This is a genomic window from Bradyrhizobium jicamae (assembly GCF_001440395.1).
In the GTDB taxonomy this organism is placed as follows: Bacteria; Pseudomonadota; Alphaproteobacteria; order Rhizobiales; family Xanthobacteraceae; genus Bradyrhizobium; species Bradyrhizobium jicamae.
Genome location: NZ_LLXZ01000057.1, coordinates 74,155 through 86,618, shown reverse-complemented (window position 1 = coordinate 86,618; position 12,464 = coordinate 74,155). Strand labels below are relative to the sequence as shown.

General features: G+C 63.0%; 15 protein-coding genes and 1 pseudogene. 9 read left to right on the top strand and 7 right to left on the bottom strand.

All coding sequences use genetic code 11. From position 1 onward, the window contains the following. From CQ12_RS46205 to CQ12_RS09205, 4 genes and pseudogenes are all read left to right on the top strand, one after another. Positions 1-150, top strand: a pseudogene (locus CQ12_RS46205) (chemotaxis protein CheW); the annotation flags it as partial. Between the two features lie 58 nt (positions 151-208). Further along, positions 209-574: a response regulator gene (locus tag CQ12_RS09215; protein ID WP_057834994.1), complete on the top strand. Its 366-nt coding sequence runs from the start codon at positions 209-211 to the stop codon at positions 572-574. A gap of 84 nt (positions 575-658) precedes the next feature. Then, on the top strand, positions 659-1,828 hold the full coding sequence (locus CQ12_RS09210; RefSeq protein ID WP_057834993.1) for a protein-glutamate methylesterase/protein-glutamine glutaminase: 1,170 nt from the start codon (positions 659-661) through the stop codon (positions 1,826-1,828). Beyond that, complete coding sequence (locus CQ12_RS09205) at positions 1,825-2,703, top strand: CheR family methyltransferase (protein WP_057834992.1); 879 nt, start codon at positions 1,825-1,827, stop codon at positions 2,701-2,703. Before CQ12_RS09210 ends, CQ12_RS09205 begins: the two co-directional genes overlap by 4 nt. A 36-nt stretch (positions 2,704-2,739) precedes the next feature. Here the strand turns inward: CQ12_RS09205 and CQ12_RS09200 are convergent, their stop codons facing one another. The 6 genes from CQ12_RS09200 to CQ12_RS09175 all read right to left on the bottom strand — a co-directional run bounded on the left by CQ12_RS09200 (position 2,740) and on the right by CQ12_RS09175 (position 6,774). Further along, the gene (locus CQ12_RS09200) at positions 2,740-3,897 is read right to left on the bottom strand and encodes a glutathionylspermidine synthase family protein (protein ID WP_057834991.1); all 1,158 of its coding nucleotides are present in this window, start codon (positions 3,895-3,897) and stop codon (positions 2,740-2,742) included. 4 nt (positions 3,898-3,901) lie between these two features. Further along, entirely contained in the window at positions 3,902-4,315 is a 414-nt protein-coding gene (locus CQ12_RS09195; RefSeq protein WP_057834990.1) for a hypothetical protein, read from the bottom strand. Positions 4,316-4,317: 2 nt separating this feature from the next. Continuing rightward, positions 4,318-4,722, bottom strand: coding sequence for a DUF350 domain-containing protein (locus CQ12_RS09190; RefSeq protein WP_057834989.1), 405 nt, complete (start codon positions 4,720-4,722; stop codon positions 4,318-4,320). Positions 4,723-4,863: 141 nt separating this feature from the next. Next, positions 4,864-5,670 (bottom strand): cytochrome P460 family protein, encoded by an 807-nt coding sequence (locus CQ12_RS09185; RefSeq protein ID WP_057834988.1) that lies wholly within the window; start codon positions 5,668-5,670, stop codon positions 4,864-4,866. Positions 5,671-5,825: 155 nt separating this feature from the next. After that, positions 5,826-6,410, bottom strand: a complete 585-nt coding sequence (locus CQ12_RS09180) for a DUF4126 domain-containing protein (RefSeq protein WP_057835003.1) — start codon at positions 6,408-6,410, stop codon at positions 5,826-5,828. A 106-nt stretch (positions 6,411-6,516) separates the two neighbouring features. After that, complete coding sequence (locus tag CQ12_RS09175) at positions 6,517-6,774, bottom strand: GlsB/YeaQ/YmgE family stress response membrane protein (protein WP_057834987.1); 258 nt, start codon at positions 6,772-6,774, stop codon at positions 6,517-6,519. Between the two features lie 176 nt (positions 6,775-6,950). On the opposite strand from CQ12_RS09175, the gene CQ12_RS09170 reads away from it, so the two are divergent. Continuing rightward, positions 6,951-8,093: a DUF937 domain-containing protein gene (locus CQ12_RS09170; RefSeq protein WP_057834986.1), complete on the top strand. Its 1,143-nt coding sequence runs from the start codon at positions 6,951-6,953 to the stop codon at positions 8,091-8,093. A 125-nt stretch (positions 8,094-8,218) separates the two neighbouring features. After that, positions 8,219-8,713 carry a hypothetical protein gene (locus CQ12_RS09165; RefSeq protein WP_057834985.1) on the top strand — a complete coding sequence of 165 codons (495 nt, stop codon included), beginning with the start codon at positions 8,219-8,221 and terminating at the stop codon, positions 8,711-8,713. An 86-nt stretch (positions 8,714-8,799) separates the two neighbouring features. Here the strand turns inward: CQ12_RS09165 and ctrA are convergent, their stop codons facing one another. Further along, on the bottom strand, positions 8,800-9,501 hold the full coding sequence (gene ctrA / locus CQ12_RS09160; RefSeq protein ID WP_016848562.1) for a response regulator transcription factor CtrA: 702 nt from the start codon (positions 9,499-9,501) through the stop codon (positions 8,800-8,802). Positions 9,502-9,869: 368 nt separating this feature from the next. On the opposite strand from ctrA, the gene fliI reads away from it, so the two are divergent. The 3 genes from fliI to CQ12_RS09145 all read left to right on the top strand — a co-directional run bounded on the left by fliI (position 9,870) and on the right by CQ12_RS09145 (position 12,463). Beyond that, entirely contained in the window at positions 9,870-11,195 is a 1,326-nt protein-coding gene (gene fliI / locus CQ12_RS09155; protein ID WP_057834984.1) for a flagellar protein export ATPase FliI, read from the top strand. 109 nt (positions 11,196-11,304) lie between these two features. Then, on the top strand, positions 11,305-11,721 hold the full coding sequence (fliJ, locus tag CQ12_RS09150; RefSeq protein ID WP_057834983.1) for a flagellar export protein FliJ: 417 nt from the start codon (positions 11,305-11,307) through the stop codon (positions 11,719-11,721). 184 nt (positions 11,722-11,905) lie between these two features. Then, on the top strand, positions 11,906-12,463 hold the full coding sequence (locus CQ12_RS09145; RefSeq protein WP_057834982.1) for a sigma-70 family RNA polymerase sigma factor: 558 nt from the start codon (positions 11,906-11,908) through the stop codon (positions 12,461-12,463). The last annotated feature ends 1 nt before the right edge of the window (position 12,464 follow it).

The following is a 12,464-nucleotide window of genomic DNA, read 5'->3' as shown; positions in this document are numbered from 1 at the left end:
CCCGACGCCAGCCGCGAGGAAAACCCCGTCAACCTCGATCCGCGCTTCGCCAAGCTTGCCGGCGGCGTGCACCGCCTCGACGGCCAGCTCATGGTCGTCCTCGACGTCGATCGCGTTCTCGAAATCACGCCTGACCTGATGGCGGCATGAAAATCCAACCCGGTATGAAAACATCCCCCTCGGGGATAGGTGTAAGTGGAGGCCTAAAATGAAAACCTGTCTGGTCGTCGATGACTCGAGCGTCATCCGAAAGGTCGCACGGCGCATCCTCGAAGGTCTCGATTTTCAGATCGTCGAGGCCGAGGACGGCGAGAAGGCGCTCGAAGCCTGCAAGCGCGCGATGCCCGAAGCGGTTCTGCTCGACTGGAACATGCCGGTCATGGACGGCTACGAGTTCCTCGGCAATCTGCGCCGCATGCCCGGCGGCGATGCGCCCAAGGTGGTGTTCTGCACCACCGAGAACGACGTCGCGCACATCGCACGCGCGCTGCATGCCGGCGCCAACGAGTACATCATGAAGCCGTTCGACAAGGACATCGTTACCGCGAAGTTCCAGGAAGTCGGCCTGCTCTGATCTCGCGCAGGTTTTCCCGGCGGCTCAACGGCCCTCGGCGTTGTTTTTGTAAGTGTACGCTTTTGAGTTGGGTCGGGTGAAGTAATGAGTGTTGCGTTAACGAAGTCTCCACCGCCTATCTCGACACGGCAGGACAAGCTGCGCGTCATGGTGGTCGACGACTCCGTCGTGATCCGCGGGATGATCTCGCGCTGGATCGGCGCCGAGCCGGATATGGAGGTGTCCGCCTCCTTGCGTACCGGTCTCGACGCCGTCAACCAGATCGAACGCATCAAGCCCGACGTTGCGGTGCTCGATATCGAAATGCCGGAGCTCGACGGCATTTCGGCGTTGCCGCAACTGCTGGCGAAAAAGCGCGACCTCGTCATCATCATGGCGTCGACGCTGACCCGCCGCAACGCGGAGATCAGCTTCAAGGCGCTTTCGCTCGGCGCCTCCGACTATATTCCAAAGCCGGAGAGCACGCGCGAGGCATCCGCCGCCGAGACCTTCCACCACGATCTGATCCAGAAGATCCGTCATCTCGGCGCCAGGGCGCGCCGTCGTGCCTCTCCTGCCGCGAGCCCGGCGCTGGCGCCGGCTCCCGACCGGATACGCGAGGTATTGCCTCATCCGGTCGCAGCACCCGCTCCGCAATTGCAGCTCGCGCGCCGGTCTTTCAGCATGCTGGCGCCGCGCGTGCTCCTGATCGGCTCGTCGACCGGCGGGCCGCAGGCGCTGATGGCGCTGGTCGCCGATATCGGGCCGGTGATCGACCGCTTTCCGGTGCTGATCACCCAGCACATGCCGCCGACCTTCACCACCATTCTCGCCGAGCATCTGGCGCGCGCAAGCCGCCGGCCGGCGCATGAGGCCGTCGATGGCGAGATGGTCAAGCCGGGCCGGATCTACCTTGCGCCGGGCGGCCGCCACATGCGGGTCGTGCGTCACGGCGTTGATGCGGCGATCGCGCTGGACGACGGGCCGCCGGTGAATTTCTGCAAACCCGCTGTCGATCCGCTGTTCAACTCCGCGATCGACGTCTGGCAGGGCAGCATCATGTCGGTGATCCTGACCGGCATGGGCTCCGACGGCATGCGCGGCGGCAAGGAAATCGTCGCCGCCGGCGGCAGCGTCATTGCCCAGGACGAAGCCACCAGCGTGGTGTGGGGCATGCCGGGCGCGGCTGCCAATGCAGGTATTTGCGCGGCGGTCCTGCCGCTCAATCAGATCGCGCCCAAACTGGTTCGGTTGTTTTCGGGAGATCGTTCGTGACGCCTTCAGACTATGAGTATCTGCGTAAGTTTCTGAAAGAGCGCTCCGGGCTCGATCTTTCCGCCGACAAGCAATATCTGGTCGAAAGCCGGCTGCTGCCGCTGGCCCGCAAGTCCAGCCTGCCGGGCATTTCCGAACTCGTCGAGAAGATGAAGGGCGGGGCCAGCGCGCTGACGGCCGAGGTGGTCGAGGCGATGACCACCAACGAGACGTTCTTCTTCCGCGACAAGATTCCGTTCGATCATATGCGCGAGACGGTGATCCCCGCGCTGGTGCAGGCGCGCGCCGCGCGCCGCTCCTTGCGCATTTGGTGCGCGGCTTCCTCCACGGGGCAGGAGCCGTACTCGATCGCGATGTGCCTGAAGGAAGCCGGACACCTGTTGTCGGGCTGGCGCACCGAGATCGTCGCGACCGACCTGTCGCAGGCGGTACTGGAGAAATCGAAGGCCGGGATCTTCAGCCAGTTCGAGGTGCAGCGCGGATTGCCGATTCAGTTGCTGGTGAAATACTTCACCCAGAACGGCGAGCTCTGGCAGATCAGCCCGGAGCTGCGCGGCATGGTACAGCATCGCCAGCTCAATTTGCTGCAGGACTTCTCCCATCTCGGCGTGTTCGACGTCATCTTCTGCCGCAACGTGCTGATCTATTTCGATCAGAACACCAAGACCAACATCTTCGAGCGGCTGTCGCGGATGCTGGAGCCCGATGGCGTGCTGGCGCTGGGCGCGGCCGAATCCGTCGTCGGCATTACCAACACCTTCAAGCCCTATCCGGATCGCCGTGGGCTTTATCGTCCGAACATCGCGCCGGTGATACGGGTGGGTGCGTCGACGCTGGTGCCGCAAACCCTGCGGGCGGTTGCCGCGGCGCGCTGATCTCGTTCTTCGGCCTGTGCTTCGGATGCCGCCGCGCTACAGAATCGCGTGCGGCAGGAAGCGTGACGTGTTGCCGGTGATCGGGTTCTCGTCCTCGCGGATCGATAGCCCGCACGGCGTGCCATCGACCAGCCAGCTTCCGAGCACCGGATATTGGTCGGAAAAGCTCGGCAGCGACGCGAACGCCTGCCGGATGAATCCTTCCGCGCCATAGGGGCCCTGCTGCTCGGCCAGCGTGGTACCGGCACTGACAAGCGCGACGTTGGCGCCCTCGCGCGAATAGAGCGGCTTGCGGACGAACGAGGAGCCGAGCATCGACGCCTTCGGATCGTCCTCGAAATAGGCCGGCAGCAGATTGGGGTGTTTCGGAAACATCTCCCACAGCAGCGGAAGGATGCCCTTGTTGGAGAGGATCGCTTTCCACGGCGGCTCGATCCACCGTGTCGGCGCGCTCGCCAGCTTTGCGCCAAACGCGTCCTGAAACATCCATTCCCAGGGATAAAGCTTGAAGGCGAGCTCGATGGCGCGGTCGTCGAGATCGACGAAGCGGCCATCGCCGCCGAGCCCGACGTCCTTGATGTCCATCAGCGTCGTTTTCAATCCGGCCTGGCTCGCGGTGTCCTGCAGATAGGCCAGCGTGCCGGCATCCTCGGTATTGGCGGTCATCCCCGTGAGATGCAGATGTTTCGCGCCGCCGTGCTTCTTCCAGGCGTCGATCAGGCGCTCATGGATTGAATTGAACTGATCGGCGCGCTTCGGGATGATGGCGCGCTCCATCGCCTGTTCAAGCCAGGTCCACTGAAAAACCGCCGCTTCGAAAATCGAGGTCGGCGTATCCGCGTTGTACTCCAGCAGCTTCGCCGGGCTCCAGCCGTCATAGCTCAGGTCCAGCCGGCCATAGAGGCTGGCATCGCGGCGGCGCCAGCTCTCGGCAATCAGCGGCCAGAACGCTTCCGGTATCTTCAACCGCCGCAGATATTTCTCGTCCCTGATCGCGCGGCCGACCAGTTCGAGACACATCGCGTCGATCTCGGCGGTGGGCGCCTCGATCCGCCGTTCGATCTCGTTCAACGTGAAGGCGTAATAGGCCCGTTCGTCCCAGTAGCGTTCGCCATTGATGGTGTGAAACGTAAAGCCTGTGCCTTCGGCGGTGGCACGCCAGTCGTCGCGTTCGGGGCAGGGGATGCGCTGCATGATCTCAGCCGCCCGAGAAGCCGATGGCATGCCCGAACGAGCCGAAGCCGCCGCGCTGCGCCGCGTGCGAGCCGGAATCGTAGGAGGAATGGCTCGACGACGAGGACGAGGAATCGCTGCTGTAGTAGCTGCTGCGTCCCGACGATCCGCCGCCGGAGCCGCCGCCAGAACTCGAGGAAGAGCTGCGTGAGGAGCATTCGGTCGTGGTTTGCGTCGGCGATCCGTACGCGTTCGACGGTTGCTCGCAGCTGCGGCTCGGCATCAGCGTGTAGGCGGCGCTGCCGACCGCAAACGTACCCATCAACAGCAGCGCGACATGGCCCGAGCGTTTGGCTGGCGGCGGCGGAACGGGACGCGGCGCTGCCGGCACCGAGACCTTGTTTCGCTTGCCAAAGTCCTGATTTGGTTTGTCTGCCATGGTCAGTAGACCATGCAGGCGGCGTTCAGTGCGCCGGCGGCCAGCGAGGACAATCCGAGCCAGATCGCGGCAGCCAGTTCGCCGGAGGCGATCCGCTCCGACAGTTTCGGTACGGGAAGCCTGACGAGGTAATAGACGATGATCTGCACGATCAGCGCGATTCCCGCCCAGATCAGGCAATCCCAGACATTGGCCGAATGAGTGATGGCGCTGACCAGCGGCAGCACGAAGCCGAGCAGGCTCAGGCCCAGCGCGATCGCGGCGGCCGGCTCGTTGGCGCGGATCAGGTCGAATTCGTTATGCGCCGTGACGCGGGTATAGACGAAGAGGTAGGCCACTACGGCGACGATCGCCGTGCAGAAATAGACCAGAAACGCCGGCAGCCCGGCAAGCGATTGCAGGATCATTGAATTCGCCCCAACTCGTGCATCCCCAAAGGTTCGCACGATCTGTCAGTCGGCGCATCAGGGCGGCGGGTTCAATCCCAAACAAAAACCCCGCCATTCGGCGGGGTTCGCCAATCTTCCAGGGGCCCTCGACGCCGCCGGCTATTCCTTGACCTCGATCTTGCCCTTCATCGCCGGGTGCAGGCCGCAGATGTAATCATAGGTTCCGGCATCGGCGAGCGTCAGCTGGGTGGTCTGGCCTTTCAGCGCGATCGACGAGCGCTGTGCCTTGGGGCCGGTGATCGTCACCTGGTGCGGCGAGGAATCGGAATTGTGCCAGGTGATGGTCTGGCCTTTGCCGACGACGACGGTCTCCGGCCCGAACTTGAAGTCTGATATCGACACCACGCCGGGTCCTGGCGCGGGCTTTGCCATGGCGCCTTCGGTCGTGCCCTTCAGGCCCGCCAGCGAAATCACGAAATCCTGCCCGGCATGCGGCTTGTGGCAGGTGAAGCAGGCCGTCAGATTGGCCTTGTCGTTGACCTTCCTGTCCGGGCCGAACGCCTGATACTCCCATTCGCCGTTGCGAATATCATCCTTGTACTCGGTGCCCCAGCCGTCGCGCTTTTCCATCACCGTGTAGGCGACGAGGTCGCCCTTCTGGAAACGGCCGTTGGCATCCTTGAGCGGCTCGCCGGCCGCATCGAGTTGAGCCTTGTATTGCACCAGCATCAGCACCGTGCCGCTCGGGATCGGCTGCCCCTTGCGTACCGCATCGACCGCGGCCGTCGTCGCATAGAGCTCGCGATACTGCTTGTTGTCGTAGCGATCGACGGTCGCGTAGAGCGTGCCCTTGTCGAAATTCTCCGGGAAGGCGACCTTGTCGCCGCCGGCGACCGCCGAATAGCCAATGAGCGCGCCCGATGCCGATCCGAGTGCGACAGCGGCAACAAGCCTGACGTTTTTCATGACTTCCCCCTTCGTTTTGTGGACATTCCGTCAGCTACGAGACACCGCCGAGCGGGTTTCAATCCGGTGGGAAGCGAATTTTGTCGCGGGTACGCGGCGGTCCCACACGGTTCGATGAAACTGCAACGCTCCCTGATGAGTGGGAGGGTTCTGGCCTATTGCTCGTCTGGTTGACGCGATCCCCGAGCCAGGCGGTGAAGCAGGCGGAATGCCAGCCAGAAGAACAGGACGACCAGTGCGAGCGCGGCGAGCGGCGCAGCCAGCGCCAGAATCGAGATCAGCGAGGCGCTCCCGAGTTCGGCTGTTGCCACCGCTGAATTTCCAAGTCCACCGGTGAACACGGTGGACTTTGCCCGGAGCATTGCCGTCAAGCCTTGCGTGATGCCGGCAACGCCACCTCCCGCGATAACGGCCGCCGTCCATTTCACCATCGGCGGCAGGTCGGTCATGACGGCAGCTGACACGATCGTCCCTGCGACGACGGCCCCGGGCGTCGCCACCGTGTCGAGCAGATTGTCGACGCCTGGAATGTAGAACGCGGCGATCTCCACGATGGCTGCCGTGCCGAGCATGATGAGGGCGGCTGGCGTGGCGAGCCATGCGAAGCCTTCGCTCAGGCTTGCATGCCCGGTGTAAGCCGCGCCGCCTAGAACCAGCAGCGGCAGAAACAACCGAAAGCCGGTCGCGGCCGCGAGCCCGATGCCAAGCGCAACGGACAATGCCAGATCGAAGTGCGACATGTGCGCAGGCTCCATCAGCTCCCGCGTGCAGGATCAGCGCCGACGGATCCCGATGCGTGGCGCGGCAATGTTTCTGATGCGCCAGTGCCCGCCATGAGCGGTTCGTTCAAGCCGTTCGCCGGCGCGTGATGAGACCATACACGAACAGGACGATGATCGCCCCGACGACCGCACCGATCAACCCTGCACCCTCGCCCGGGTTGTACCAGCCGAGCGCGCGTCCGAGATACGATGCAACGAAGGCCCCCACGATCCCAAGGATCGTCGTCATGATGAAGCCAGACGGCTCGTTGTCGCCGGGCATAATGAATTTGGCGATGACGCCGGCGATGAAGCCAATGATGATCGTCCAGATAATCCCCATTCACGTAACTCCCTGCTTTGAGGAGCGACTCGTTCGCTAAGGGCTTAACTGTAGCAGCTTTGATGGAACTTTGACCCGCCAAGTTGTAACATAAGGTGATTAAACTTTTGAGGCGCAATCCGAAATGAAGCGACTAACCTGAGAAGGCAACTGCACTCTTGCTCAGGAGGATCGCCATGGCGACGAATCTGGTCTCTGCAGTGATGCAATTCCTCACGCCCGACATGATCGCGAAGATCGCTTCTGTTCTTGGTCTTGATCGCAATCTCGCACAAAAAGCTATCTCGGGAGCAATTCCCGCTCTTCTTGCAAGCTTCGCTGATGTTGCCTCCACTCCCAATGGGGCGCGCCAGCTCACCAATACGCTGACACAGCAATCCGCATCGATCGACAGTCTGAAGAATCTCATCGGCGGTTCCGGCCAAAACCTGCTGCAGGAAACAGGGTCGAACATGCTTTCGGGCCTGTTCGGCGGCGGAACGCTGGATGCGATGGCGCAGACGATAGGCAAGTTCGCGGGGATCGGCGAGGGGACGACCAAGTCGATGCTTGGCATGCTGGGTCCCGTGGTCCTCAGCATGTTGGGTCAACAGCAACGCAGCGCCGGTCTCGACGCCAACGGGCTGGCGTCCCTTCTCACCTCACAGAAGGATCAGATCGCCGCAGCAATACCCTCCGGCCTTGCCGAACAGTTGAGTACCGCCGGTCTCATCGACAGTGCGACTGCAGGCGTGCGCGGTGCGGCAGCGGCCGGCGGCCGAATTGCAGAGGCTTCGGGGCGGACCGCTTACCAGGCTGGTCAGGCGGCCTCCGCGGCCGCCCGCTCGACCACGGCATCACAATGGCCGTATTGGCTGGTCGCGGCCGTGGTCCTGGGGGGCCTTGCCTGGTTCGCCCTCGGCCCTTCGCGGGAGGACTCAGTCGCTCAGCTGCCGCCGGCTTCCACGACGCGGACCGCGACCGGAACCGTGGGCGCGGCTCCGACGGATGTGACGGTCGGAGGGATGAACCTGGCGAACCAGGTCAACACCTCGGTTGGTTCCATCAGGACCTTGCTCCCCGGCATCACCGATGCGGCGTCGGCGGAGGCCGCGCTACCCAAGCTGAAGGAGGCGACCGCTCAACTGAATGAGGTCAATTCCCGCGCGGCGCAGCTCTCTCCGGAAGGAAAAAGCGTCCTCGTAAAGCTGATTGTTGCCGCTACGCCGACGATCAACCAGATGTGTGACAAGGTGCTGGCGACGCCCGGCGCCGGCACCGTCGCGAAGCCGGCGATCGATGAGCTTCGAGGCAAGCTCGACGCGCTCGCGCGTTCCTGAACGTCCTGGTGCATCGCCGTCCGACCCCGTGCCGGATGGCAGTGCAACATGCTGCGGCGGCGCTTTGCACGCGCGCCGCTGCGAATCGCTCGATCCGTTGTCTGAGTTCATCAGGAGTAAGATCCATGGCCGACAAGACAAACTTCACGAAGGATGAGTGGACGCTGTTGCTGGAGAGCCCGATGATCGCCGGTATGGCCATCACTGCGGCCGAACCCAGTGGTCTCTGGGGACTACTGAAAGAATCCTTTGCCGGAGGTGCGGCGCTCACCGAGGCCGCCTCCAGCGCCGGCACCAACGCGCTGGTCAAATCGGTCGTCACGGACTTTGCCAGCAGTGAAGGCAGGAGCGCCGCGCGAGATGGCCTGAAAGCAAAATTTGTGAACAGCAATCCGGCCGAGATGAAGGGCAAATGCATCGACGAGCTGCGGCAGGTCTCCGCTCTGCTCGCCGCGAAGGCGCCCGGTGACGCGGCGGAATTCAAGAACTGGCTGCGGCAAATCAGCAAGAGCACCGCCGAGGCGGCCTCGGAGGGCGGCGGCCTGTTCAGTGCTGGGGTCAAGGTGAGCGACGCCGAGAAAGCGACGCTCGGCGAGATATCGAACGCCTTGGGTACCTAGAAGGTCCTGTCCAAACAAAAACCCCGCCATTTCGGGCGGGGTCCAGTCGGGAGGAGTGAGCCTTTCGGCTCGCCGTAACCCTGGTGTCAGGCGGGAATGCGCTCGTCCGCCTCGTGCGGCTCGCGCAGCACGTAGCCGCGGCCCCACACGGTCTCGATGAAGTTGCGGCCTTCGGAAGCGTTCGCCAGCTTCTTGCGCAGCTTGCAGATGAAGACGTCGATGATCTTCAGCTCGGGCTCGTCCATGCCGCCATAGAGGTGGTTGAGGAACATTTCCTTGGTGAGGGTGGTTCCCTTGCGGAGCGAGAGCAGCTCCAGCATCTGGTATTCCTTGCCGGTCAGGTGCACGCGCTGGCCGCCGACCTCGACCGTCTTGGTGTCGAGATTGACCACGAGGTCGCCGGTCTGGATGACCGACTGGGCGTGACCCTTGGAACGCCGCACGATCGCATGGATGCGGGCAACCAGTTCGTCCTTGTGGAAGGGCTTGGTCATGTAGTCGTCGGCGCCGACGCCGAGACCCTTGACCTTGTCCTCGATGCCGGCGAGGCCGGAGAGGATCAGAATGGGAGTCTTGATCTTGGAGACCCGGAGCTGCTTGAGCACGTCGTAGCCGGACATGTCGGGCAGGTTAAGGTCGAGAAGGATAATATCGTAATCGTAAAGCTTACCGAGATCGACGCCTTCCTCTCCGAGGTCCGTCGTGTAGACGTTGAAACTCTCGGATTTAAGCATCAGTTCGATCGACTGCGCGACGGCGCTGTCATCTTCTATCAGCAAAACGCGCATGCCAGTCCCCTTGTAGTCCGCCGCTCCGGGCGTCAGGTCGGCCGCACTTGCGGCACTCAAAACGCCTTTGAACAACTGATTCGGATCCTGACAGACACATGGTTAACAAAATCTGATTCCGGTTCGCAAGCTCTTTAAGTGCAATTTTTATCGAATCGCCCTAAGATGTTGCTTGAAAGCAGCTTTTTCTAACCGTGCGTGCTCAGTCTCCACATTAAGAGGCGGGCCTAACCGACTCCCGCGACTTGCCCTTCTTCTGAGGGGCAAGCGCTCTCAGTCACCAAAGACAGTGACGCAATGATTAATGATGCGGGTAAACACGAGGTTAAGCGGTCTCGGCTAAAACGTGGAAACTTAAGGTTTTCGCAATGAAGGCGCTTGCGGAGCAAATCGGCGATATCGACGGCGTCAATATATATGGCCGTGTTGTGGGCGTGCGCGGGCTGATGGTCGAGATCGCAGGGCCGATCCATGCAATGTCGGTCGGTGCACGGATCGTCATCGATACCGGCGCGAACCGATTCATCCCGGCTGAGGTCATCGGGTTTTCCGGCAGCAATGCTGTCGTGATGCCGTTCGGCGGGCTCGACGGTGTCAGGCGCGGTTGCCGCGCGGTGATCGCGACCGCAGCCAGCCAGGTGCGGCCGTCGCCGGCCTGGCTCGGCCGCGTCGTCAACGCCATGGGGGAACCGATCGACGGCAAGGGGCCGCTGGTGCAGGGCCCGTCGCCGATGCCCTATCGCAACGCGCCGCCGCCGGCACATTCGCGCAAGCGCGTCGGCCCGCCGCTCGATCTCGGGGTGCGGGCGCTCAATACATTCCTGACCTGTTGCCGCGGCCAGCGGCTCGGCATCTTCGCCGGTTCCGGCGTCGGCAAGTCGGTGCTGCTGTCGATGCTGGCGCGCAACGTCGATGCCGACATCACCGTCATCGGCCTGATCGGCGAACGCGGCCGCGAGGTGCAGGAGTTTCTGCAGGAGGATCTCGGCGACGAGGGCCTGGCCCGCTCGGTCGTGGTGGTCGCGACATCGGACGAGCCCGCTTTGATGCGGCGGCAGGCGGCCTATCTGACGCTCGCGATCGCCGAGTACTTCCGCGACGAGGACAAGGACGTGCTGTGCCTGATGGACTCCGTCACGCGCTTTGCAATGGCGCAGCGCGAGATCGGGCTGTCGGCCGGCGAGCCGCCGACCGCCAAGGGCTATACGCCGACGGTGTTCACGGAACTACCGAAGCTGCTGGAGCGGGCAGGGCCGGGAACCGGGGTCGGCACCATCACCGCCATCTTCACGGTGCTGGTCGACGGCGACGACCACAACGAGCCGATCGCGGACGCGGTGCGCGGCATTCTGGACGGCCACATCGTGATGCAGCGCTCGATTGCAGAGCGCGGACGGTTTCCCGCGATCAACATCCTTAAGTCAGTCTCTCGCACCATGCCGCGAGCGGCCGATCCCGCCTACCTGCCCGTGATCACCCGCGCCCGGCAGGTAATGGCGACCTACGCCGACATGGAAGAGCTGATCCGGTTGGGCGCCTATCGGGCGGGTTCCAGTGCGGAAGTCGACGAGGCCGTACGTCTGCACGAGCCGCTGGAAGCCTTCCTGCGTCAGTCCAAGGATGAAAAATCAAGCCTTCGCGACGGCTACGGCCACTTGGCGCATATCCTCGGCAATTTGGAAACGGAACGCTAACTTTGTCAGGCCATCATTCCCGGCACATGATTAACGACGCCGGTGGGGCCCCTTGGGGGAGCCGGCTCCGTCCCGCGTTCAGATTGGGACTTCTGGGGAGTATGAGTCGATGAAGTCACGAGAAACGCTGATCCGCCTGAAGAAATTTCAGGTCGATGAGAAGCGCCGTAGGGTTACCCAGATCGAAGGCATGATCGCCGACTTCCAGCGCATGTCGGTTGATCTCGAGCGCGAAATCCAGACCGAGCAGGAGCGGGCCGGGATCAACGATCCCGCCCATTTTGCCTACCCGACCTATGCCAAGGCCGCGATCCAGCGCCGGGAAAACCTGACACGTTCCGCCGACGAACTGCGCATCCAGCTCGAAGACGCCAAGAGCCTGTTGAGCGAAGCGTTCGAGGAATTGAAGAAGGTCGAGCTGCTCGACGAGCGCGACCAGGCGCGCGAGCGCGCCGAGGAGAGCGCCCGCGAGCAGGCCGACATGGACTCCATCGGCCTGATGCGCGCCCGGCTTGGCGTCGCCTGACGAAGCCAGCTTCCGCTGATCTGACACAATCGAAAACCCGGGCCGCAAGGCCCGGGTTTTTCGTTGCCGGCATGCCGGCCCGGGCCACTTGGTGGCCCTTTTGACGCAAGGTATGCTACGAAACCTCTCGTCGGCTCCGGCGTAGGACGTGGGTGGAGGATCTGAGACTTTGGGGGAACGCTGAATGCTGACGCCAGCGGAGCTGGTCTGGCTGATTGCCGCGGTGGCGAAGGGGGATGAGGCTGCTTTTGAGCGCCTGTACGCCGCCACGCGTGCGAAACTCTTCGGCGTTGTGCTCCGTATCTTGCGGCGTCAGGACCTCGCGGAAGAGGTCATTCAGGAGGCTTACGTCAAGATCTGGAACAGTGCCGGCCAGTTCAACCCGGCCCTGTCTTCACCGATTACGTGGATGGCGTCGATCGCGCGCAACCGGGCGATCGACGTGGTGCGCAAGAAGAGCGAAAGCTCGATCGAGGAGGAGCCGGCCGCGATGGAAGTGGCCGCCGATTCGCCCGATCCGCTGGCGCGGCGCGAGATGACGGAAGAGTTGAAGCGGTTGCTGGAATGCGTCGGCCGTCTCGAGCCGGACCGGCAGAAGCTCGTGCTCCTCGCCTATTACAACGGCTGGAGCCGCGAGCAGCTCGCCGCCAAGTTCGAGGCGCCTGTGAATACGGTGAAGACGTGGCTGCGCCGCAGCATGATGGATATAAGGGAGTGTCTCGGACTAGGGTCCGGATCTTGAA